We start from the raw sequence: 22,309 nt of genomic DNA, 5'->3' as shown, positions 1-22,309 counted from the left end.
ACGGCCGGGTCGCCCGGGAGAAGGATTCCCGAGCGACCCGGCCGTGCGCGAGGGCCCACGCTCAGGTGGGCGGCGCTCCCGAGGGATCGCGCGTGCTCACCCGCGCGTCCGACGCGTCGTCCGCCCCGGCCCGACGGTGCCGCCGCCACAACACCAGCGGCACGGCCCCGATCAGCCCGGCCGCCATCGGCGTACCGCCGATCACGTCGAGCCCGAGACCGGGCTGATCGAACGTGCCCGGCACCCCGAGTCCGTGGATCCGGTTCAACGGCCACACCACGGTGAACGCGCGCCCGATCACCTGGTCCTTGTCGACCGTCCCGTTGCCCGGCTGGTCCATGTGATAGCGCGAGTCGGAGGAGTTGTCGCGGTTGTCGCCCATCAGCCAGATCCGGCCCTTGGGCACGGTCACGTCGAACACCTTCGTCGACGGGGCCACGCCCTTCTTGAGGTACGAGCTCTCGTCCAAGGGTTTGCCGTTGACCATCAGGCGGCCCTGCGCGTCACAACACTGCACGCGGTCGCCGCCGACTCCGATCACCCGCTTGATCAGGTCCTTCTCGTCCGCGGACGGCATCAGGCCGACCCAGGACATGCCCTTCTGCAGTCCGCGCACCACCGCGTTGTCGGACTGCTTCGGGGCCTCCTGGAGCCAATTGCCCGGGTCGTGGAAGACCACGACCTGACCGCGCTCGGGCTCCGCGCCGAACCACGGCGAGAACTTGTTCACCAGCACCCGGTCGCCGACCTTGATGGTGTTCTCCATCGACTCCGAGGGAATCGAGAACGCCTGGACCAGGAAGGTCTTGATGAGCAGCGCCAACACGATGGCGATCAGCAGCAGCAGCGGCAGTTCCCGCCAGAACGACCCCTTCTTCTTCCGCCGCTCGCCCGAGTCCGAGGCACCCTCGCCGTCGCCGGAATCCTGCGGCTCGTCCGATCCACCGGAGCCGCCGGGCCCGCCGGGACCGTCCGTGTCGGGCGGCGAACCGTCGCCCGGGCCGCCGCCGGGGGTGGGGGTCGGGCCCGCCGGCGGGAAGATCGGCGCCGCGTCGGGGGCGGCGCCGTTTGCTGGTCGTTTCACCAGATCGGGCGACTGCGTGGGCCCGTCCCCGCTCGTTGGTTGGGTCGGTGGCGCTCCGGGATCGTGCGGCGCGTCGGTCGGATGCCGCTCGTGCGGCTCCCGCCCACGATCGTCGTCTCCACCAGCGGATCGCGCTCCGATCACGACTTCCCCCACGGCGCCTCCTCGTACCCGTGCAGGCCGGACGGCACCCGGTCGGGGCTGTCCACCGGCTGCCCACAGCTCTGTCTTGATGATTTCCGACCCGTGCCGCGCACGTCGCCGGGTCGATGTCGACCCCAAGGGTCCGGCATGCGCCGGCGCGAGCGTACACGTCGGCGTAGCAGGACCAGCGGAACCGCACCCACCATTCCCATAACGACCGGGGTGGGCGGGAGAATCGCAACCGACAGGGCTTTGTTCCCGAACGTCTCCGGAACGGGCAGTCGATGCGCCCGACCGAACGGCCAGGCCACCACGAATGCCCGACCGACCACATCACCCTCCGGGATCGTGCCCTGATAGGGCCGATCCATATGTGCCCGCGAGTCGGCGGAATCACCGCGATGGTCGCCCATCACCCACAACCGACCCTTGGGCACGGTCACGCTGAACCTCTTCTCGGAGGGTGCGTTGCCCTTGTACAGGTAGGGCTCGTCCAGCGGGACGCCGTTGACGGTGATCCGACCGGAGGGGTCACAGCAGGCAACCGTGTCGCCGCCGACCCCGATCACCCGCTTGATCAGGTCCTGTTCGTCGTCCGAGGGGAGCATCCCCACGAACACCAGGCCCTGCTTGACCTGCTTGAGTCCCGGCGGCGGATCGTCCGAGTTCTTCTTGCCCAACCACCCGCCCGGGTCCCGGAAGACCACCACCTCGCCGCGTTCGGGAGTCCACCCGAACCACGGCGAGAACTTGTCCACCAGCACCCGGTCGCCGACGTTGATGGTGTGCTCCATCGAACCGGACGGAATGTAGAACGCCTGCACGAGGAACGTCTTGATGAGCAGCGCGAGCGCGAGCGCGATCACCGCCAGCATCGGCAACTCGCGCCACAGCGGCACCACCTTGTCCTTGCGCCGCGAACGCCTGCCGCGGCGGCGGCGCTTGGGCCTGCCCGTCTCCACCGACGGTGCCGCGGGTGCCGGGGGCCTCGCGGGCGCCACGGGTGCCGGTTCGGCCTCGCCGAGCACCACCGCGCCGGCCGACCCCGGGAGCGGGACGGCGGCGCCGGTGACGTCCCGGCCCGCGCTCGGCCCGGAGGGGCCGGCGGCGCGGGCGCCGCCCTTGGGTTTGCCGCGCTTACCCACGACGGTCGAAGTCCGACCGCTCGAACGTCTTCGGCCGGTCCGTGCCCTGGATCCGGCCGAACGGCCAGATGATCCACTGCGCGCGCCCGATCACCCGGCTCTCGGGCACCATGCCGCCGCCGGGCTCGCCGAGGTGATCGCGCGAGTCGGCCGAGTTGCTGCGGTGGTCGCCCATGACCCACAGCTTGCCCTTGGGCACCTCGGCTTCGAAGGGGAAGTCCGAGGGCTTGTCGCCCGGATGCAGGTAGTCGCCCTCGTCCAGCGGCACCCCGTTGACGGTGATCCGACCCTGCGCGTCGCAACACTTGACCACGTCGCCGCCGATCCCGATCACCCGCTTCACGAAGTCGTTGTCGTCCGGGTTCGTGAAGCCGAACACCCCGCCGAGCTTGCGCAGCGCGCCGGTCACCGGGTTGGGCTTGTCGGTGTCCTCGGGAGTGAACGAGCCGCGCCCGTCGAAGACGATCATGTCGCCGCGCCGGATGTCGCCGAACTCGTAGGCCAGCTTGTTGACCAGGACCCGGTCGCCGACCTGAAGGGTGTTCTCCATCGAACCGCTGGGGATCACAAACGGCTGGGCCACCCACGAGTTCACCGCGAGCACCACCACCATCGCGACCGCGACCAGCAGCGGCAGTTCGACCCACGCGGGCATCCGTCGCCGGCCCGGCGCGGGCGGCGCCTCCTCGTCCTCGTCCTCCGAGTCGGCATCGGCATCGGCATCGGCATCCGCGGACTCGTCCCGCTGCACCGCCGGATCGGCGTCGGAGTCGGCTTCCGCGACCGGATCCGCGCCGAGGTCGGCGGCCGCCGCGGGCTCCGGGTCCGCGGCCGGCACCCGAGTCGGCTCCGCGGGCGAATCCTTCGCCGGATGCGGGGAGTTGACCGCCTCCGCGACCGTGGCGACCGCCCCTTCGGGCCCGCTCCCGTCGCCGTCCGCGCTCCGTGCCCGATCCGAGACACGCGAAGGCCGCGCCTCCACGACCTCGGTGGACGAGGTACCGGCGGATTCCTCCGCCGTGGAGGCACGGCCTTTGCTCTGCTCTGCGTCGTCCATCACGAACGAGCCTAGCGTCCGGGTCGTCTCGACACGGTCGAGGCACCCCGGGTGGAACGTACGGGTCAGCGGCTCGGACGGTCCGTGCGCTTCTCCTTGATCTTCGCGGCCTTGCCGCGCAGGTCGCGCATGTAGTACAGCTTCGCGCGACGGACCGCGCCGCGGGTGACCAGCTCGATCTTCTCGATCACCGGGGTGTGCACCGGGAAGGTGCGCTCCACGCCGACGCCGTAGCTGACCTTGCGGACCGTGAAGGTCTCGCGGATGCCGTCACCCTGGCGACGCAGCACGAAGCCCTGGAAGACCTGGACGCGGGACTTGTTGCCTTCGATGACTCGCACGTGCACCTTGAGGGTGTCACCGGGACGGAAGTCCGGGACGTCGTCCCGCAGGGATGCGGCATCGATGTGGTCGAGCTTGTTCATCTCGCGTCGCTTTCTCGTGGGTGCCACAGGTCACCCACGGGTTTCGTGGTCACAGGTGTGGGGTCGCCGCTCCCGAGTGGCGCTCCCCCTGTGGCAGGGGTGCCGTCCGACTCCCGGGGAACCCGGTCCGGATCGGGACATGGCAACAGCGTCTCAGTCTGCCACAGGTGCCTCGGCCGGCTGAAACCGGCCGTCCCGCTCGACCCAGCCGAGCTCGGCGAGGGTGGCCCGGTCCTTCTTGTCCACCGCTCCCGGATCGATCCTGGCGATCAGGTCGGGCCGGTGTGCGGCGGTCCGGCGCAGCGCCTCGTCCCGCCGCCACCGGGCGATCGCGCCGTGGTTCCCGGACACCGTGATCGGCGGCACCTCGCGACCGCGCCACTGCGCGGGCTTGGTGTACACCGGCCCCTCGAGCAGGTTGGCCATCGCGCCGGGCGCGAACGAGTCGTCCCGGTGCGACTCGGCGTTGCCGAGCACGCCGGGCAGCAGTCGGGCCACCGCCTCGACCATGACCAGTACGGCGACCTCGCCGCCGGCGAGCACGTAGTCGCCGATGGACACCTCGTCCACCCGCATCCGGGTGGCCGCCTCGTCCAACACCCGCCGGTCGATGCCCTCGTACCGGGCGGGCGCGAACAACAGCCAGGGCTCGTCGGCCAATTCGACCGCGAGGTCCTGGGTGAACGGGCGCCCGGACGGGGTCGGCACGATCATCCGCGGCACGGCGGCGGCCTCGCCGCGGCCCTGCTCCAGCACCGCGTCCAGCGCGAGCCCCCACGGCTCGGGCTTCATCACCATGCCGGGGCCGCCGCCGTACGGGCTGTCGTCGACGGTCTTGTGCACGTCGAACGTCCAGTCCCGCAACTGGTGCAGGTGTACGTCGATGAGCCCCTTGGCGCACGCCTTGCCGACCAGGGAGACGTCCAGCGGCGCGAGGTACTCGGGGAAGATCGTGACGACGTCGATCCTCACGAGGGGTCCTGCCCCGACTCCGACGCGGCCCCCGGCTCCGGCTTCGGGCCGGGCGCCGGCTTCGCCGCGGCCCGGGCCGCCTTCGCCTCGGCCCGCTCGGAGGCCGTGAGTTTCCTCGGCTTGCTCTTCCTCGGCTTGCGCTCGCCCGGCTCGGCCTCGCCCGCCTCCGGGTCCGGCACCGCGAGCACCGCGTTCTCCGCGTCCAGCAGACCCGGCGGCGGGGTGATCACCGCGCGCTGGTTCTCCAGGTCGATCTCCGGGACGATCTGGTGCACGAACGGGATCATCACCTCGCGCCCGTCCGAGCGGCGGACCATGAGCAGGTCCTGCGACGGCAGGTGCACGACCTCGGTCAGCTCGCCCACCGCCTCGCCGTCGGCGGTGAACACGTCGAGTCCGACGAGCTGGTGGTCGTAGTACTCCTCGGGATCCTCGGGGAGTTCCTCGGGGTCGACCTCGGCGATCAGCAGGGTGTTGCGCAGCGCCTCGGCGTCGCTGCGGGTGGTCACGCCCTCGATGGTGAGCAGCAGCCGGCCGCTGTGCACCCGGCCGTCGGCGATGGTCAGCGGGCCGACCGAGGGAGGGTCCGTCATCAGCACCGCACCCGGCGCGAGCCGCAGTTCCGGCTCGTCGGTACGGACCTCGACGGTCACCTGGCCCTTGATGCCGTGTGCCTTGCCGATACGGCCGACCACAAGCTGCACCTGCGACTCCTCAATCTCTGCCCGATGGGACCGATGGGACCTCATGCCCGGGGCAGGAGGGGAAAACGCCGGGAAGGCGGAAATGCCAAGAAGCCGCCCGGCGGAGGATTCCGCCGGGCAGCTCCCGGTTGGACGTGATGTCCGGGTACGTCAGCGAACCTGGTCGACGTCGACGAGGTCGACGCGGACTCCTCGGCCGCCGAGCGCGGTCACGACGGTGCGCAGCGCACGCGCGGTGCGACCACCTCGACCGATGACCTTCCCGAGGTCTTCGGGATGTACCCGAACCTCGAGAATGCGGCCGCGGCGAAGATTACGCGCCCGTACCTTGACCTCGTCCGGATGCTCGACGATGCCCTTGACCAAATGTTCGAGGGCTTCCTCGAGCATGGTCAGCCCTCGTCAGCGGCGGTCTCGGCGGCGGCTTCGCCCTCGGCGGCCGGAGTCTCGGTCTCGGCGGCAGCCTCGACCTTCTTCTCCTTCTTGGCCTTCGGCGTGGTGGCGCCGTCCTTGGGCTCGTCCATCGCCTCACGGGCGGCGGCCTCGAAGAGCGACTTCTTGTCGGCCTTCTCCGCGGCGACGAGCAGCGGGGCCGGGGCCGGCAGACCCTTGTGCTTCTGCCAGTCGCCGGTGAGCTTGAGGATGTGCGCGACCGGCTCGGTCGGCTGCGCGCCGACACCCAGCCAGTAGAGCGCCCGCTCGGAGTCGACCTCGATGCGCGAGGGGTTCTCCATCGGGTGGTAGATACCGATCTCCTCGATCGCCCGACCGTCACGCTTGGTGCGGGCGTCGGCGACGACGATGCGGTAGTGGGGCGAACGGATCTTGCCCAGGCGCTTCAGCTTGATCTTGACTGCCACGAGAGTGGTGTCTCCTGCATCTTGACGTGGGTGAACAGCCGGCATTCACGTGGGGACATGAGGCTCGGCTGATCGTGGACACGGTAAGCATGCGGAGAGAGGGTCCGGCAATGCCCCGGGTACTCAGCTCGCCATTCTGCCAGACATCCCGGCCCCGACCAAAGCCGGGCACCGATTCGACCGGCCGAGGGCCGCGCGGCTTTTAGAATGCAAGCCGCATCGCCCTTCTCCCTCTTCTTCTAGTCGTTAGGTCGCCACGGTCTCATGCGTTGGTCCGAACTGTACGTACCCACCCTCCGCCAGGACCCCGCCGACGCCGACGCGGTCAGCCACCGTCTGCTCGTGCGCGCGGGGTACATCCGCCAGCTCATGGCCGGCCACTACTCGCTGCTGCCGCTCGCGGTGCGGGTGCGGGCGAAGGTGATCACGATCATCCGCGAGGAGATGAGCCGGATCGGCTCGCAGGAGATGGTCCTGCCGACCATGCACCCGGCCGAGATCTGGCAGAAGAGCGGGCGCTGGGAGGTCATGGGCGACGAGATGTTCCGGCTCAAGGACCGCAAGGGCTCGGACCTGGCGCTGGGCATGACGCACGAGGAGATCTTCACCACGCTCGCGCACGAGCTCAGCTCCTACCGCGACCTGCCGCAGACCTGGTACCAATTCCAGACCAAGTTCCGCGACGAGCCGCGACCCAAGAGCGGGCTGATCCGGGTGCGCGAGTTCACCATGAAGGACTCGTACAGCTTCGACCTGGACGCCGAGGGGCTGGACCGCTCGTTCGAGGCGCACCGGCAGGCGTACGTGCGGATCTTCCAGCGGCTGGGCATCCCGGCGATCGCGGTGCAGGCGTCCAGCGGCACCATGGGCGGCAGCGGCTCGACCGAGTTCATGTGCCCGTCGACGGCCGGCGAGGACCTCGTCGTGCACTGTCCGAACTGCGACTACGCGGCCAACGTCGAGAAGGCGACCTCGCGGCTCGCGGAGATCGAGGACGGTGCCGGGCTCGACGTGCCGGAGCGGTTCGACACCCCCGGCATCAAGACCATCGAGAACCTGACCAAGGCGCACGGCGTGCCGGCCGACCGGCAGATCAAGACGCTGGTCTACATGGTCGGCGGGCGGCTGACCCTGGCCCTGTTGCGCGGCGACCACGCGCTGGTCGAGCAGAAGCTGATCGACACCACCGGCTCCACCGACGTGCGCCCGGCCACCGCGGACGAGATCAAGGCCGCGCTCGGCGCGTACCCGGGCAGCCTGGGCGGGGTCGGCGTGAGCGACCTGCCGATCCTGGCCGACGAGGCGCTGCGCGGTCGTCGGGACATGGTGACCGGCGCCAACGTCGACAAGGTGCACGTGCGCGGCGTGGACGTCGAGCGGGACATCGCCGTGGGCACCTGGGCCGACCTGCGCGAGGTGGTGGCCGGCGAGCCGTGCCCCGCGTGCGGCACCGGCCTGGAGGTCGAGCAGACCGTCGAGATCGGCCACATCTTCAAGCTCGGCTACAAGTACACCGAGGCGCTGGGCGTGAACGTGCTGGGCGCGGACGGCGAGCGGGTCACCCCGATCATGGGCAGCTACGGCATCGGCGTCGAGCGGGCGATGGCCGCGGTCGTGGAGACGCACCACGACAAGAACGGCATCGTCTGGCCGGTCGCGGTGGCACCGTTCGAGGTCGCGGTCGCGCTCCTCGACGTGGACGACGAGAAGTCGCGCGTCACCGCCGAGGAGATCTACACCGAGTTGGTCCGGCAGCGGGTGGACACGATCCTGGACGACCGCGCCGAGCGTCCCGGGGTGAAGTTCAAGGACATCGAGCTGGTCGGTATCCCGTTCCGGGTCACCGTCGGCGCGCGCAGCCTGGCCGAGGGCAACGTGGAGATCGTCTCGCGCGCGAGCGGTGAGAAGGCGCTGGTCCCGGTCGCCGAGGCGGTCGAGTACGTCCGCAAGCTGGTCCTCGACGCGAGCTGACCCCGTTCCCGATCGTGCGAGCGCCCCCGCCGGGTCGACCGGCGGGGGCGCTCGCGCATGCGGGTGCCGCCTCGCGCGCGGATCTCATCGCGGTGCCGGAATGCCCCTGCCGACCGCGTGGGTCGGCCTCTCGTCGATCGGGATGGCCCAGCGGGCGATCTCCTCGACGTGCACCGTGTTGGTGCCGAACGTGCCCGGGGTGAGCGCGTAGGTGAGTTCGCCGATGTCCACCGCGCCGGCCACCGACACCGGACCGCCCGGGCAGGTGCCGGTGACCGCGAAGCTGGTCGGGCTCGCGGGGGCGTCCAGGACGTGCCCGGACCACATCGCGGTGCCCTCGTCGTCGATCTCCACGGCGTCCTCCACGACCTCGACGATCACGTCGGGGAACAGCCGCAGGGTGATCTGTCGAGGTGCCGGGGCGGTCACCCGACACAGGAAGTCGAAGTCCTTCGGCGACACGGCCATCGGCCCCTCGCGCAACACCCACGGTCGGGCCGGGTCCGGCCCGACCGCCGACTCGCCGAGCAGCGTCGCCCCGGCCGGCCACGCGCCGCTCGGCAACGCGATCGCGCAGAAACCCGCCATCAGGGCACCGAGCAACCGTCGAGAAGTAGTCATGCACCGATCAACGACCGACCCCGGCCGTCGTTATCGTCCGGCGCGGGCGGCCGTGCTCGTCGTTCCGCCGACCGCGCCGCGCGCCTCAGCCGATCCCGAGGCGGGCGCACTCCGCCGCGAGTTCGGCCGTGCACACCTCGCGCGGATCCACCGTGCCGGCCAGTAGGGGCAACATCTCCTTGAGGTTGGCCCGGGTCAGCGCGACCGGCGCGAGGGCCACCGTCGGCACCTGGGTCGTGCCGTTGTCGCGGGTGGCGTCCACGCGCGACAACGCTTCGCCCCGGCCCAGCGTGATCGCCATCTCGGCGGCGGCCTCGGCCTCCGGCCCGCCGGGCTTGAGCACCGAGACGGTCTGGGTGCCCGCGATGATCCGGCGCAGCGTGGCCGGGTCCGGATCCTGTCCGGTCAGCGGCACGGGTGCGGCGACACCGGCGGCGGTCAGGCCGCGGAGCACGCCCGCGGCCATCGTGTCGTCCACCGCGTAGACCCCGATCACCTGGGTCGGCCCGCCGAGCGCGGTCAGCGCGTCCGCGATCACCTGCTGGGCCCGGTTCCCGCCGGGGTCCTCGAGGTCGTACTCGCGCCCGATCGTCACCTCGCCGTCGAGTACGGCGTGTGCGCCACGCTTGATCTCGCTCCCGGCCCGGTCCCCCGCGCGACCGTTGAGCATCACGATCGAGCCGCGTCGCGGTCCGCCCGCCGCGCGCACCGCGTCGAGCAGCGCCTGCGCCTGGAGTCTGCCCACCTCTCGGAAGTCGAACGAGACGTGCCCGGCCACGGGACCCGCGGCCAGCTTGTCGAAGGCGACCACCGGAATGTCGTGTTCCCGGGCCCTGGTCACCGCCGACGCCGTGTCCTTGGGGTCCACCGGGCCCAGCACCAGCACCCGGACACCGGCCGAGATCATCGCGTCGATCTGCGCGCGCTGCACGTCCGGCCGCCGGCGGGCGTGCTCGAACCGCACCGAGCAGCGGGGGCACAGTTGCCGGATCCGCGCCTCGAACGCCGGTCGCACGCTCGCCTCGGCCCGATCGTCGGGCAGCAGCAGGCCGATCCGGAAGGCGGTGGGCGGGTTCGCGGTGCTCTGCGCGCCGCCGCCGAACCCGCGCCACACCAGCAGCCCGGCCGTCAACGCGACCGCGACGGCCACCGCGACCGCCACCGCGTAGCGCGGGCGGGTCGGTGGCAGTCGATGGCTTCCGCCCCGTGCCGCACCGAGCGCACGCGGAGCGCGCGGGGCGGCCGGCCCGGCCACGCCCGGCACCTCGCCCACCGCCTCGCCGAGCGCCTCGTTCGTCGCGTCCCGCGGCACCGCGTCCCGAGCCGGCTCGGCGCCGAGTCGGCTCGGCCCGAAGCCGACCGAGTCGCCGGTGTCCTCGACCGCCGGGCCGACGAGCCCCGCGCCCGCCGGGTCCGCGGTCGCCTCGGCCGCCGGGCCGGCCGTCTCCCGGCCCACCGAGTCGGCGAAGTCCTCGGCGGGCGGCGGATCCGGTGTGCCCTCGGCGTCCAGCGCGCGCCCCGCGATCCGCAGCAGCGCGTGCGCGAGCGGCGCCGGCAACCAGCCGCCCGGCAGGTCCTCGTCGGTCTCGGTCGGCACCAGCGCGCGGGCCCGGGCCGGCGTCGGTCGGCGGTTCGGATCCTTGTCCAGGCAGGCTTGCAACAGCGGCAGGAACGCCTCCGGGGCGTCCTCCAGATCCGGATCGCGGCCGGTCAGGTTGGCCAACAGGACCGGCCACGGCCCGGATCCGAACGGCAGTCGTCCGGTGGCCGCGTAGGCGAGCACCGCCCCGTAGGAGAAGACGTCGCTGGCCGGCCCGACATCGGCCCGCTCGAACTGCTCCGGCGACATGAACCCGAGCGTGCCGAGTGTGTGCCCGGTGCGGGTCAGCGCGGTCGCCCCGTCCAGCAGCGCGATGCCGAAGTCGATCACGATCGGGCCGTCGACCGCGAGCAGCACGTTGGCCGGCTTCAGGTCCCGGTGCACCAGGCCCACCGCGTGCATCGCGACCAGCGCGTCGGCCAGACCGCGGGCCACCGCGGCGAGCGTGTGCGCGGGCAGCGGGCCGAACGTGCCGACCGCCTCGCCGAGCGCCATCCCGGGGATGTACGCGGTGGCCAGCCACGGCACCTCGGCGTACGCGTCGGCGGCCACGACCGGTGCGGTGAACGCGCCCCGCACCCGGCCCGCGGCCTCCACCTCGCGGGCGAATCGCTGCCGGAACGCGTCCTCGTCGTCCAGGAGTTCGACCCGCACCCGCTTGACCGCCACGGTCCGCCCGGCGGGCCCCCGGCCGAGGTACACCTGTCCCATGCCGCCGCTCCCGAGCCGGCCGAGCAGTCGAAACGGTCCCACCCGACGCGGATCGTCGGTGCGTAATGCGTCCACTGGGGTTCCCCCGTCATCGACTCCGGCCGCCGATCCCACCCGACGGCCGCGGGCACGATCCCACGCACGCCACACCCCGCGTGCACGGCTGCACCCCATCGTTGCCGAACCCGACCCCGCCACGCAGGCACACCGCACGGATGAGGGCGCCCGCGTACTCGACGCGCATCGCGCGTACACCCGCGCGCCGAGAATCGGCCGGGTTCAGCGCAGCGTGAGCTCGGTGGGCTTCTTCGGTTGGGCCGGGTCGAAGAGGTCGAGCAGGGCGGCCGCCCGCTCGGGCGTGCCGGTGGTGGTCGTGGCGTCCCCGCCGGCCAGCGCGCCGCGCAGGTCGGTGCGACCCAGGTGCAGGGACTCCACGGTCTCGCGCGGGAGTTCGAGGACCACGTCGGCGTCCGCCGGGATCTCGCGCAGGAAGCGGGCGACGCCCCGGTGGATGTGCAGCGCGACCGCCTCCTCGCCGTGCACGCCGCCGCGGACCCGCCAGCCCAGCACGGCGTCCACCTCCAGCGCCTCCTCGGCCCGCAGCCGGGTCGTGTACAACTCGATCAGCCACGCCGCCGGGATCCGGGCGACCAGGTCCCGGGGCGCGAAGATCGCCGCGAAGTTGATCAGCGGCAGGATCGGCTGGATCCGGTCCTCCAGTTCGTCCGCGCTGGTCAGGTACCAGTTCCGCCAGTTGACGTTGAGCTGCGCGTAGCCCAGCCGGCGAAACGCGGCGGCCTTGACCGAGCGCGCGTCCGCGTCCTCGCGGTCGATCCGGGTCAGGTGCGTGGCCAACTCGGCCGCCCACTGGTACTCGCCCGCCGTGTACGCCTGCCCCGCCGCCGCCAGCACCCGCTCCCTTCCGCCCATCAACTCCACCGTCCGGCGCGCGTATTCCGCCCGGGGCAGCGGATCCAGGTCCACCGGGTCGCCGCCGAACCAGCCCAGATAGCCGAAGAAGATCTGCCGCACGGTGTGCTTGACCGTGCCGTAGTACTCCCGCGCGTACGGCGCGTACGAGGCCAGGTGCTCGGGCAGTTCGACGGTCTCGGCCAACTCGTCCGGGGTCAGCCCCTCGTTCATCCGGCGCACGGTCTGGTCGTGGATGTACTGGATGCAGTCCCGCTCCACGCCCAGCACCTCGGCGACCTTCGCCGCGCCGGACACCGGCTGCCCGTGGCTGGGGATCAGGTGCGCGGCCCGGTGGGCGCGCAGCGCGTCGATGCTGCGCACCCACTGCATCGGGTCGCGGTAGCGGCAACCGCGCAGGGTGTGGATGTTCGGCAGGGTCGGCCCCTGGATGGTGTCTCCGCACAGCAGGACGTCGCTGTCCGGGAGGTACACGCTGATCGCGTCGTCGGTCTCGCCGGGGTTGTGGAACAACCGCAGCCGCACGCCCGCGACCTCGGTCTCCAACTCGTCTCCCACCAGCACCGTGGGCATCACGAACGACGGTGTGCCGACCCCCGCGTGCGGGCCGACGGCGTCGTTGACGCCCTCGGTGTCCGAGGGGCCGAGCAGATTGCCCAGCGAGTACACCGAGCGCAGGCCCATGATGTGCAGCGCGGGTCCGGACTGGTCGGTCAGCGCGGCCAGGAAGGTCCGGTGCGCGTACACGTCCACGTCCGGCGTCGCGGCCCAGTGGCTCAGCCCGTTGACGTGATCGGGGTGGTGGTGGGTGACCACCACGGCCCGGACCGGAGCCCGCGGATCGTCCAGGTGCGGGCGTACCTCCGCCTCGATCACCGCGGCCAGGTCCGCGCCGCTGCCGGTGTCGACCACCACCAGGCCGTCGGGGCCCTCGATCACCGTCGCGTTGGCCGAGGACCAGCCCACGGCGACGTGCACATGCTCGGCCACGGTGTACACGCGCTTGGCGAAGTGCGCGGTGTGGGCGGCGAGTTCGGGATGAACGGCAGGCTCGACCTCGTACGTCATGGCCGGGCAGCCTGCCACGTCCGGCCCTACGAGGGAAGAATGGTCTTCTCCGCCCCGGGCCATTCCTCCGCGGTCAGCGCGAACCGTTCGTGGTCGCGCCACGCGTCGTTGAGAAAGAGCATGCGCGGCGTGAAGCCCTCGTAGCGAAAGCCCATCCGCCGCGCCAGCGCGATCGAATTCTCGTTCCCCGGCTGCACGTTGATCTCCAACCGGTGCAGCCCGAAGCCGTCCGCGGCGAACACCCGATCGATCACCAGGGCGAGCGCCTCGGTCATCCGCCCGGTGCCCGCGTACGGCGTGTAGGCGTCGTAGCCGAGCGAGGCGTTGCAAAACCGCGAGCGCACGATGTTCGACACGTTGATCCGGCCGGCGAGCGCCCGGTCGGCGATGTCCACCGCGAGGAAGGTGCGGAAGGTGTCGCTCTGCCGGCGGATCAGGTCCGGCAGGTCGTCCGGGTCGGACGGGTTCCAGCGCGCGATGTGCTCGGAGCGGCGGATCGCCTCGGCGGACGCCGCCGCGTCCGACACCCGCGGCGCCCGGATGCCCACCCGGCAGCCGGGCACGGTGTACAACTCCGGCGTCCCGACCATCCACATCCTCTTCTCGTCCTCGCCGACCGTTTCCCCGGAGGGCACCCCCGGGGCACGGTCGGCCCGCGTCGCCTCCGAGCCTACTTCTGGCCCGGAGGAAGGAAGTTCTTGAACTCCTCGGGCAGTTCGAAGTCGGCCGCGCCGCCCGCGCCGCCGGCCGGCAGACCGAACGGGTTCGCCGCGCGCTCCTCGCGCCGGGCCGCCTCGGCCGCCGCCTCCTGCTTGCGCTTCATCGGGTTGCCCGACTGGCGCTTGCCCTTGGCCTGCTTGGGCGCCTTGCCCTTCTTCTTGCCGGCGCCCCCGCCCATGCCCGGCATCCCGGGCATGCCCGGCATGCCGCCGCCCTTGGCCATCTGGCCCATCATCTTGCGGGCCTCGACGAACCGCTCGATCAGGTTGTTGACCGCGTTGACCTCGGTACCGGCACCCTTGGCGATCCGGGCCCGACGCGAGCCGTTGAGGATCTTCACGTCGGCCCGCTCGGCCGGCGTCATCGACTTGATGATCGCCGCGACCCGGTCCAGGTCGCGGTCGTCGATGTTGTCGATCTGGTCCTTCATCGCGCCCATGCCGGGCAGCATGCCGAGCAGCTTGGAGATCGAGCCGAGCTTCTTGACCTGCTCCATCTGCTGGAGGAAGTCCTCCAGCGTGAAGTTGTTGCCGCCGCCGTGCAGCTTCTCGGCGGCCTTGAGCGCGAGGTCCTGGTCGTACTTGGCCTCGGCCATCTCGATCAGGCTGAGCATGTCGCCCATGCCCAGGATGCGCGAGGCCATCCGGTCCGGGTGGAAGGCGTCGAACTCGTCGAGCTTCTCGCCGCTGGAGGCGAACATGATCTGCCGGCCGGTCACCGACGCGACCGACAGGGCCGCGCCACCGCGCGCGTCGCCGTCGAGCTTGGAGAGCACCACGCCGTCGAAGCCGACGCCGTCGAGGAAGGCCTGCGCGGTGACCACCGCGTCCTGGCCGATCATCGCGTCGACGACGAACAGGATCTCGTCCGGCTTGACCGCGTCCCGGATGTCCGCGGCCTGCCGCATCATCTCGGCGTCGATACCCAGGCGACCGGCGGTGTCGACCACGACCACGTCGTACTGCTTGGTCTTGGCGAACTCGATCGAGTCGCGGGCGACCTCGACCGGGTCGCCGACGCCGTTGCCGGGCTCGGGCGCGTAGACCGCGACACCGGCCCGCTGGGCGACCACGGAGAGCTGGTTGACCGCGTTCGGGCGCTGCAGGTCGCAGGCCACCAGGAGCGGCTGGTGCTTCTGCTCCTTGAGCCACTTGCCGAGCTTGCCCGCCAGGGTGGTCTTGCCCGCGCCCTGGAGGCCGGCGAGCATGATCACCGTGGGGCCGGTCTTGGCGAAGCGCAGTCGCCGGGTCTCGCCGCCGAGGATCCCGACGAGCTCCTCGTTGACGATCTTGACGATCTGCTGGGCCGGGTTGAGCGCACCCGACACCTCGGCGCCCCGGGCGCGCTCCTTGACGCGTCCGATGAACTCGCGGACCACCGGGAGGGCCACGTCGGCCTCGAGGAGGGCGACGCGGATCTCGCGCGCGGTGGCGTCGATGTCGGCTTCGGAGAGCCGCCCCTTGCCGCGAAGGTTCTTGAAGGTCGCTGCGAGGCGGTCGGAGAGAGTGTCGAACACGTCGGCAGAGGTCCTTCGTCAGATACGGGTGGTGTCGGGCCCAGCCTAACCGCCCGCCGAGCGGTCGTGGCGGGGGCACGCGCCCCGGCTTGGCCCGCCGGCCCCGGATGCGGCGCCCCGCGCCGCCTCGCCGCTCACCCGGCCAACGCCTTCTCCAACGTCCTGGCCAGGCTTCGGGCCTCGCCGGCGGACAGCGGCCGGCCGTTCGGGGCGACGACGTAGAAGGCGTCCACGGCTTCCGCGCCGTGGGTGCCCACCCGGGCCTGACGCACACTCACCCGGGCGTCGGCGAGCGCCTTGCCGATCCGGTGCAGCAGTCCGGGGCTGTCGTGCGCGCGCACCTCCAGGACGGTCGCGCTCTCGGACGCGTCCGCGATCACCTCCACCCGGGCGGGCGCCCGGGTGGTGCCGCGCCGAGGCGGGTACGCCGCCTCGCGCTTGGCCAGCCGGGCGGCCACGTCCAAGCCGCCGGCCAGGGCCTTGCGCACGTCCTCGCGCAGCGCGGCCGGGTCGGGCAGCCGGCCGAACTCGGTCTCCACCGTCCACACCGTGATGCCCAGCTCGTCGACCACGTCGATCGCGGCCGAGCGCACGGTGAGCCGGTGCAGGGCCAGCACGCCGGCGGCGAGCGCCATCAGGCCGACCCGGTCGGCCGCCGCGATGGTCACCTCCGCGCCGAAGGGCAGCGGTTCCAGGCGAACCACCGGGAGTTCGCCCGGTACATCGGCGGTGACGCTCCGCTCGGGCACCGCCGGGGCCGGTCGGCCGGCGAACACCGCCCTGGTCCGGGCGACGAGGTCCCGGACCAGGGCGTCCCGCCACTCGCTCCACGCGGCGGGTCCGGTGGCGGCGGCGTCGGCCTCGGTGAGCGCGTGGAGCAGTTCGAGGGTTTCCACGCCGCCCACCGCCTCGGCGAACGCCGCCACCGTGGTCGGATCGTCCAGGTCGCGCCGGGTCGCGGTGTCCACCAGCAGCAGGTGGTGGCGCACCAGGGTGCCCAGTACGTCCACGTCGTCCTTGGCGAAGCCCATCCGCGCGGCCGCCTCCCGCGCGATCACCTCGCCGCTCACGCTGTGGTCGCCCGGCCAGCCCTTGCCGATGTCGTGCAGCAGCGCGGCCACCAGCAGCAGGTCGGGCCGGGCCACCCGCCGGGTGTGCGCGGCGGCCTCGACCGCGGTCTCGATCAGGTGCCGGTCGACGGTGAAGCGGTGCACCGCGTTGCGCTGCGGGCGACAGCGCACCCGTTCCCAGTCCGGCAGCAATCGGGTGATCAGCCGCTTGGACTCCAGCGCCTCCCAGACCGGCAACACGTCGCGCCCGGCGCCGAGCAGCGCCACGAACGCCTCACGCGCGGCGGGCGGCCACGGATCGGCCAGCGGCGGGCACTCCAGCTCCAGCCGGTCCACGGTGTGCCGGGACAGCGGCAGGCCGGCCTGCGCGGCGGCCCCGGCGGCGCGCAGCAGCAGCACCGGGTCCCGGGCCGGCTGCGCGGCCTGGGCCAGCACCGCCTCGCCGGCGTACTCGACCACGCCCTCGGCCAGTGGCGTACGCGCGGACACCCCGGCCCGGGCCCGGCGCAACCGACGCACCCCCGAGCCGGCCTCGCGCGCCGCGAGCACCCGGGAGACCTCGCGCCAGGTCACGTCGCCCGCGTAGGTCAGCGCCCGCGCCGCCTCGGAGACCCGGCGCAGCAGGGTGTCCGCGTCCAGCAGCCCCAGCCGCCGGGCGACCGCGTCCTGCTCCTGGAGCAGCAGCCGGTCCGAGCCGCGTCCGGTGACCAGGTGCAGCGCGTCCCGCACGTCCAGGAGCGTGGCCCGCGCGGTGTCCACCTCCTCGTGCGGCGCGTCCGCGATCCACGAGGCCGAGATCGCCCGCAGCGCGGTGGCGTCGCGCAGGCCGCCCCGGGCCTCCTTGAGGTCGGGTTCGAGCAGGAAGGCGACCTCGCCGTGCCGCTCCGCGCGTTCTCGGCAGGCCGCGAGCAGTTCGGGCAGCCGCTTGACCGCGGCCGCGCGCCACGCGGTGAACATCGAGGTGCGCAGCGCGGCGGTCAGGTCGGCGTCGCCCGCGATGTGCCGGATGTCGAGCAGGCCGGTCTGCACCCGCAGGTCCTCGGCGGCGGCCCGGCGGGCCTCGTCGGGGGTGCGCACCGAGTGGTCCAGCGCGATGCCGGCGTCCCACACCGGGTACCAGATCGCGTCGGCGAGTTCGCCGACCCCGCGCCGGCCCTCGTGCAGCAGCACCACGTCCAGGTCGCTGCCGGGGGACAACTCGCGCCGGCCGTAGCCGCCGACCGCGACCAGCGAGACGCCCTGTGCGGGCGCGCCCGCGCCGGTGAACAGCTCGGTCAGCCAGCGATCCGACAGCGCGCCCAGCGCCTGTCGGCGGGCCGCCCCGGTGGGGCCGGCGGGATCGGCCAGGAGGTCGTCCCTGGCCCGGGTGTAGCGCGAAGTGGGGGTCGGTTGCATGGGGCCTGCTCCCTCGTTCACACGCGCCGGCCGAAGTGTGCCGCGACGTGGGTCGGGGCAAGGTGGCCGAGCACCGCGAGCGGTCGACGCGAAGGCCGATGGCCGGACCCGTCCCCGAAGACTCGCTTCGGGGCGGGACCGGCCATCGGGGGTCCTACAGGGCTTCCGGGCCGCGTTCGCCGGTACGCACCCTGACCACACTGTCCACCGGGACGATCCAGGCCTTGCCGTCCCCGATCTTGCCGGTGCGCGCGGCCTTGACCAGCACGTCCAGCAGTTCCTCGGCGTCCTCGTCGTCCGCGACGACCTCGATCCGGACCTTGGGCACGAGGTCGACCTGGTACTCGGCGCCTCGGTAGACCTCGGTGTGGCCGCGCTGCCGGCCGTAGCCGCTCGCCTCGGTCACGGTGAGGCCGTGCACGCCGAACGCCTGGAGGGCGTTCTTGACGTCGTCGAGCCGGTGCGGCTTGATCACCGCCGTGATGAGCTTCACGCATCCACCTTCGTGTCGGCGGGCGCCGCGGCGCCCGCGCCCGTAGAGGTGCCGATGCCCGCCGACGGTCGGGTGGAACCGCCGAGTGCGGCGAAGTCGTACCCGGTCTCGGCGTGCTCGACCCGGTCGATGCCGGCCACCTCGTCGTCCTCGGACACCCGGAAGCCGATGGTCTTGTGAATGACCGTGCCCAGGATGAAGGTGACGACGAAGGAGTAGGCGAGGACGGCACCGACGCCGATCAGCTGCTTGCCCAGCTGGTCGAAGCCCCCACCGTAGAACAGGCCCTCGACATCGTTTTGGATGTGGCCGGTGGCCAGGAAGCCGGGGGCGAGCGAGCCTATGATGCCGCCGACCAGGTGCACGCCGACCACGTCGAGCGAATCGTCGTAGCCCAGCTTGTACTTCAGGCCCACCGCCCAGGCGCAGACCGCGCCCGCGACCAGACCCAGCGCGATCGAACCGAGCGGGCTGAGCGCACCGCACGCGGGGGTGATCGCGACCAGGCCGGCCACCGCGCCGGACGCGGCGCCCAGGGTGGTCAGGTGTCCGTCGCGGATCTTCTCCAGGAACAGCCAGCCGAGCATGGCCGCGGCGGTGGCGATCTGGGTGTTGATCAGCGCCCGGCCGGTGACGCCGTCCGCGGCGAGCCAGGAGCCGGCGTTGAAGCCGAACCAGCCGAACCACAGGAGGCCGGCGCCGATCATCACCAGCGGCAGGTTGTGCGGGCGCATCGGGTCACGCTTGAAGCCGACCCGCTTGCCGATCACCAGGACCAGGGCCAGTGCGGCGATACCGGCGTTGATGTGCACCGCCGTACCGCCGGCGAAGTCGATCACGCCCTTCTCGAACAGCCAGCCGTCCGCGGCCCAGACCCAGTGCGCGATGGGGAAGTAGACCAGGGTGACCCAGAACGCCACGAACACGGCCCAGGCGGTGAACTTGGTGCGGTCCGCGACTGCGCCGCTGATCAGCGCCGGGGTGATGATCGCAAACATCAACTGGAAGGCCGCGAACACCGTCACCGGGATCGTGTAGCCGTCCCACAACTCCGCGACCCCGATGTCGCGCATGCCGTACCAGTCGAGGTTGCCGACCAACCCGCCGAAGGCGTCCGTACTGAACGTCATCGAAAACCCGTAGAGCACCCACAGCACCGTCACGACAGCCAGGCAGATGAAGCTCATCATCAGCATGTTCAGGACGCTCTTCACGCGGACCATGCCGCCGTAGAAGAACGCCAGCCCGGGCGTCATGAGCATGACCAGTGCGGCGCTCAGGAGTACGAATGCGGTGTTACCCGTGTCCATACTCTGCCTCTCTTCTCCGTGGCCCCGGCCGACCTCCGGGAGCTCATGGGAAGGAGCTTCGGGGTGTGAGGTTTCACGCCGTGGCGCGACGTGTTTCGCCGACGTGACGCTTGGCGCACATGTGTTTCCGGCGGATGAACGTCCGCTCACGCGCCGAGCCGGCCGGATCGCGCCGCTCGCGCGGAGCTACGGGTGGCACGGCCCGGGCGGCTCGGGGTCGCGCGCGCGACGCGTGTGTGGGTGTCCGGCGGATGAGCGGCGGGCGACCCACACACAGCCCGTCGACGACATCTGACGCACCGTCAGTTAGTTGGCCTCCGCACCTTATTCGCGCAGGTCGACACGTGCGGACGGAGGGCAACCCTCCGGTTCGGGACCGACGTTTTCGACCCGCTAACGGTTGCCGTGAATCCATTGACATTGATCGCGCCCACTGCCGTAATTAATCACCGCGCTTAACTGACGACCCGTCAAGGCACGTGTCACCACAGGTGAACGGCCCTGTCCGGGATTCGGCGGTTTCGCGCGAACGCACCACCGCACGGAATGTTCAACAGACCTCGTCAACCGACCAGACCAGCGAGAGGGGGTGACACCGTCGTGTTGCGCCTGCTCGGTCGCAAGTTGCTGGCCCTGATTCCGGTGCTGTTCCTGGTCACGTTCGCGACCACGGCCCTGCCCGACCTGGTGGACGGCTCACCGGTCGCCCAGATGCTCGGCCCCGGCTCCACACCGCAGGACCTCAAGGACCTGGAGCACGAGTTCGGGTACGACAAGTCGCTGCCCGTCCGATACGTGACCTGGGTGGGCAACGCGCTCACCGGCGACCTCGGGGAGTCCCTGAAGACCCGGACCTCCGTCATGGACGGCATCAGCGAGCGGTTCCCGGTGACCCTGGAACTCGCCGTCTTCGCCCTGCTCATGGCCCTGATCGTGGCCGTGCCGCTGGGCGTGTGGACGGCCGCGAAGGCGGGCGGTCGCGTCGACCGCGTGATCGGCGGGCTCTCCTCGGGCCTGCTGTCGATCCCCACCTTCGTCAGCGTGTTCATCCTCGTCTACTTCTTCGCGAACCCGAACATGATGCTCGCGTTCAAGCCGACGGGCTGGGAGTACATCTCGGTCGACTTCGCCAAGAACATCGAGTTCGCGTTCCTGCCCGCCCTTGCCCTGGCACTCGCGGAGATCCCGCAGTTCCAACGCCTGTTGCGCAGCGACATGCTCGCCACGCTCCAGGAGGACTTCATCCTGACCGCGCGGTCCAAGGGTCTGTCCACGCCGTACGTGCTCTTCCGGCACGCGCTGCGACCCTCGTCCTTCTCGCTGCTGACCGTCTCCGGCCTGACCCTGGGTCGATTGATCGGCGGTACGGTCATCGTCGAGTCCTACTTCGCCATCCCCGGCTTGGGACAGGGCATGTACCAGGCGATCAACGGCAAGGACATCCCCGTCGTGCAGGGCACGGTCGTGGTGATCGCGATCATCTACGTGCTGCTCAACACGCTCGTGGACATCGGCTACTCCCTCATCGACCCGAGAGTGAGGGCCCGATGAGCACACTCGAAACCGCGCCCGAGCCCGCCCTGGGCGCCGCCGAACCCACCGGACTGCGCCCCTCGCAGGTCAAGCGGGCCAAGAGCGGCAAGGCCCGCAAGCGCCCCAGCATCCTGCTCTGGTTCGCCATCGCGTGGATGAGCATCGTGCTGCTCGGCGCGCTGCTGAGCCTGATCGCCCCCGGCGTCTTCCCGCACGAGTACGGCAAGGCGTTCGGCGAGGCGAAGCAGAAGCCCTTCGCGGCCTGGCCGGAGTTCCTCGGCACCGACGGCCTCGGCCGCAGCCACCTGACCCGGCTCGCCTTCGGCGCACGCGTGTCGATGATCGTCGCGCTGGTGTCGGTCGTGGTCGGCGTGGTGATCGGCGGCCTGCTCGGTCTGGTCGCGGCCTACTTCCGCGGCGTCACCGAGATGATCATCGACCTGTGCTCCGACGCGCTGCTCGCCTTTCCGCCGCTGATCCTGCTGCTCGCGCTGTCCTCGGTGTACGAGCCGTCGCAGACCAGCATCACCGCCGGTCTCGCCGTGTTGACCATCCCCGGCTTCACCCGGCTGACCAAGGCGAGCGCGATCGCCCAGTCCAACCGCGAGTACGTCACGGTGGCCAAGGCGATGGGAGCGGGTCCGGGTCGGATCATCTTCAAGGAACTGTTGCCCAACACGTTCCCGGCGGTGATGTCGTACTCGGTGATCGTGATGGCGGTGCTGATCGTCGCGGAGGGCTCGCTGTCCTTCCTCGGCCTGAGCATCCCGCCGCCGATGCCCAGTTGGGGCGGCATGATCAACGCCGCCAAGGACGACCTCTCGCTGTATCCGTCCCAGGTGTTCGTGCCGTGCGGCGTGCTCTTCCTGACCGTCTTCTCGCTCAACGTCATCGGCGACCGGCTGCGCGCGAAGTTCGACGTCCGCGACACCAAGCTGTAGCCGAGGGATCGGCGCCGGCCCTCGCCCCGAGGGCCGCCG

19 protein-coding genes are annotated in these 22,309 nt (G+C 71.4%); 3 read left to right on the top strand and 16 right to left on the bottom strand.

Annotation, left to right across the window (positions count from 1 at the left end):
• Positions 1–61: 61 nt before the first annotated feature.
• The 8 genes from lepB (ACIBSV_RS41705) to rpsP form a co-directional block, all read right to left on the bottom strand.
• On the bottom strand, positions 62–1,084 hold the full coding sequence (gene lepB, locus ACIBSV_RS41705; protein ID WP_395872688.1) for a signal peptidase I: 1,023 nt from the start codon (positions 1,082–1,084) through the stop codon (positions 62–64).
• Positions 1,085–1,224: 140 nt separating this feature from the next.
• Entirely contained in the window at positions 1,225–2,373 is a 1,149-nt protein-coding gene (gene lepB / locus ACIBSV_RS41700; RefSeq protein ID WP_395872686.1) for a signal peptidase I, read from the bottom strand.
• Positions 2,366–3,430: a signal peptidase I gene (gene lepB, locus ACIBSV_RS41695; protein ID WP_395872684.1), complete on the bottom strand. Its 1,065-nt coding sequence runs from the start codon at positions 3,428–3,430 to the stop codon at positions 2,366–2,368. The genes lepB (ACIBSV_RS41700) and lepB (ACIBSV_RS41695) overlap by 8 nt, the downstream gene beginning before the upstream one ends.
• 65 nt (positions 3,431–3,495) lie before the next feature.
• Positions 3,496–3,855 carry a 50S ribosomal protein L19 gene (gene rplS / locus ACIBSV_RS41690; protein WP_395872682.1) on the bottom strand — a complete coding sequence of 120 codons (360 nt, stop codon included), beginning with the start codon at positions 3,853–3,855 and terminating at the stop codon, positions 3,496–3,498.
• A 153-nt stretch (positions 3,856–4,008) separates the two neighbouring features.
• Positions 4,009–4,827: a tRNA (guanosine(37)-N1)-methyltransferase TrmD gene (gene trmD / locus ACIBSV_RS41685; RefSeq protein WP_395872680.1), complete on the bottom strand. Its 819-nt coding sequence runs from the start codon at positions 4,825–4,827 to the stop codon at positions 4,009–4,011.
• Entirely contained in the window at positions 4,824–5,531 is a 708-nt protein-coding gene (gene rimM / locus ACIBSV_RS41680) for a ribosome maturation factor RimM (protein WP_395872678.1), read from the bottom strand. The genes trmD and rimM overlap by 4 nt, the downstream gene beginning before the upstream one ends.
• A 150-nt stretch (positions 5,532–5,681) precedes the next feature.
• Positions 5,682–5,921 carry an RNA-binding protein gene (locus ACIBSV_RS41675; protein ID WP_020553237.1) on the bottom strand — a complete coding sequence of 80 codons (240 nt, stop codon included), beginning with the start codon at positions 5,919–5,921 and terminating at the stop codon, positions 5,682–5,684.
• Between the two features lie 2 nt (positions 5,922–5,923).
• Positions 5,924–6,391, bottom strand: coding sequence for a 30S ribosomal protein S16 (gene rpsP, locus ACIBSV_RS41670; protein WP_360310613.1), 468 nt, complete (start codon positions 6,389–6,391; stop codon positions 5,924–5,926).
• A 264-nt stretch (positions 6,392–6,655) separates the two neighbouring features.
• On the opposite strand from rpsP, the gene ACIBSV_RS41665 reads away from it, so the two are divergent.
• Positions 6,656–8,362, top strand: coding sequence for a proline--tRNA ligase (locus tag ACIBSV_RS41665; RefSeq protein WP_395872676.1), 1,707 nt, complete (start codon positions 6,656–6,658; stop codon positions 8,360–8,362).
• Positions 8,363–8,446: 84 nt separating this feature from the next.
• Here ACIBSV_RS41665 and ACIBSV_RS41660 read toward each other — a convergent pair whose 3' ends face one another.
• The 8 genes from ACIBSV_RS41660 to ACIBSV_RS41625 form a co-directional block, all read right to left on the bottom strand.
• Positions 8,447–8,983 carry a hypothetical protein gene (locus ACIBSV_RS41660; protein ID WP_395872674.1) on the bottom strand — a complete coding sequence of 179 codons (537 nt, stop codon included), beginning with the start codon at positions 8,981–8,983 and terminating at the stop codon, positions 8,447–8,449.
• An 85-nt stretch (positions 8,984–9,068) separates the two neighbouring features.
• Complete coding sequence (locus tag ACIBSV_RS41655) at positions 9,069–11,369, bottom strand: substrate-binding domain-containing protein (RefSeq protein ID WP_395872672.1); 2,301 nt, start codon at positions 11,367–11,369, stop codon at positions 9,069–9,071.
• Between the two features lie 204 nt (positions 11,370–11,573).
• On the bottom strand, positions 11,574–13,292 hold the full coding sequence (locus ACIBSV_RS41650) for an alkyl sulfatase dimerization domain-containing protein (RefSeq protein WP_395872670.1): 1,719 nt from the start codon (positions 13,290–13,292) through the stop codon (positions 11,574–11,576).
• Between the two features lie 26 nt (positions 13,293–13,318).
• Positions 13,319–13,882 carry a GNAT family N-acetyltransferase gene (locus ACIBSV_RS41645; RefSeq protein ID WP_395872668.1) on the bottom strand — a complete coding sequence of 188 codons (564 nt, stop codon included), beginning with the start codon at positions 13,880–13,882 and terminating at the stop codon, positions 13,319–13,321.
• A gap of 80 nt (positions 13,883–13,962) precedes the next feature.
• Positions 13,963–15,528 (bottom strand): signal recognition particle protein, encoded by a 1,566-nt coding sequence (gene ffh, locus ACIBSV_RS41640; RefSeq protein WP_395872666.1) that lies wholly within the window; start codon positions 15,526–15,528, stop codon positions 13,963–13,965.
• 134 nt (positions 15,529–15,662) lie between these two features.
• The gene (locus tag ACIBSV_RS41635; protein WP_395872664.1) at positions 15,663–17,993 is read right to left on the bottom strand and encodes a [protein-PII] uridylyltransferase; all 2,331 of its coding nucleotides are present in this window, start codon (positions 17,991–17,993) and stop codon (positions 15,663–15,665) included.
• A gap of 154 nt (positions 17,994–18,147) precedes the next feature.
• Complete coding sequence (locus ACIBSV_RS41630; protein WP_360310627.1) at positions 18,148–18,486, bottom strand: P-II family nitrogen regulator; 339 nt, start codon at positions 18,484–18,486, stop codon at positions 18,148–18,150.
• Positions 18,483–19,796 (bottom strand): ammonium transporter, encoded by a 1,314-nt coding sequence (locus ACIBSV_RS41625; protein ID WP_395872663.1) that lies wholly within the window; start codon positions 19,794–19,796, stop codon positions 18,483–18,485. The genes ACIBSV_RS41630 and ACIBSV_RS41625 overlap by 4 nt, the downstream gene beginning before the upstream one ends.
• Before the next feature lie 600 nt (positions 19,797–20,396).
• Here ACIBSV_RS41625 and ACIBSV_RS41620 point away from each other — a divergent pair.
• Both ACIBSV_RS41620 and ACIBSV_RS41615 read left to right on the top strand, forming a co-directional pair.
• Positions 20,397–21,347: an ABC transporter permease gene (locus tag ACIBSV_RS41620; protein WP_395872661.1), complete on the top strand. Its 951-nt coding sequence runs from the start codon at positions 20,397–20,399 to the stop codon at positions 21,345–21,347.
• On the top strand, positions 21,344–22,270 hold the full coding sequence (locus ACIBSV_RS41615) for an ABC transporter permease (protein ID WP_395872659.1): 927 nt from the start codon (positions 21,344–21,346) through the stop codon (positions 22,268–22,270). The genes ACIBSV_RS41620 and ACIBSV_RS41615 overlap by 4 nt, the downstream gene beginning before the upstream one ends.
• The last annotated feature ends 39 nt before the right edge of the window (positions 22,271–22,309 follow it).

It is taken from the genome of Embleya sp. NPDC050154 (assembly GCF_044460165.1).
In the GTDB taxonomy this organism is placed as follows: Bacteria; Actinomycetota; Actinomycetes; order Streptomycetales; family Streptomycetaceae; genus Embleya.
The sequence above is the reverse complement of the archived record's forward strand: the minus strand, read 5'-3'. Positions and strand labels throughout refer to the sequence as shown.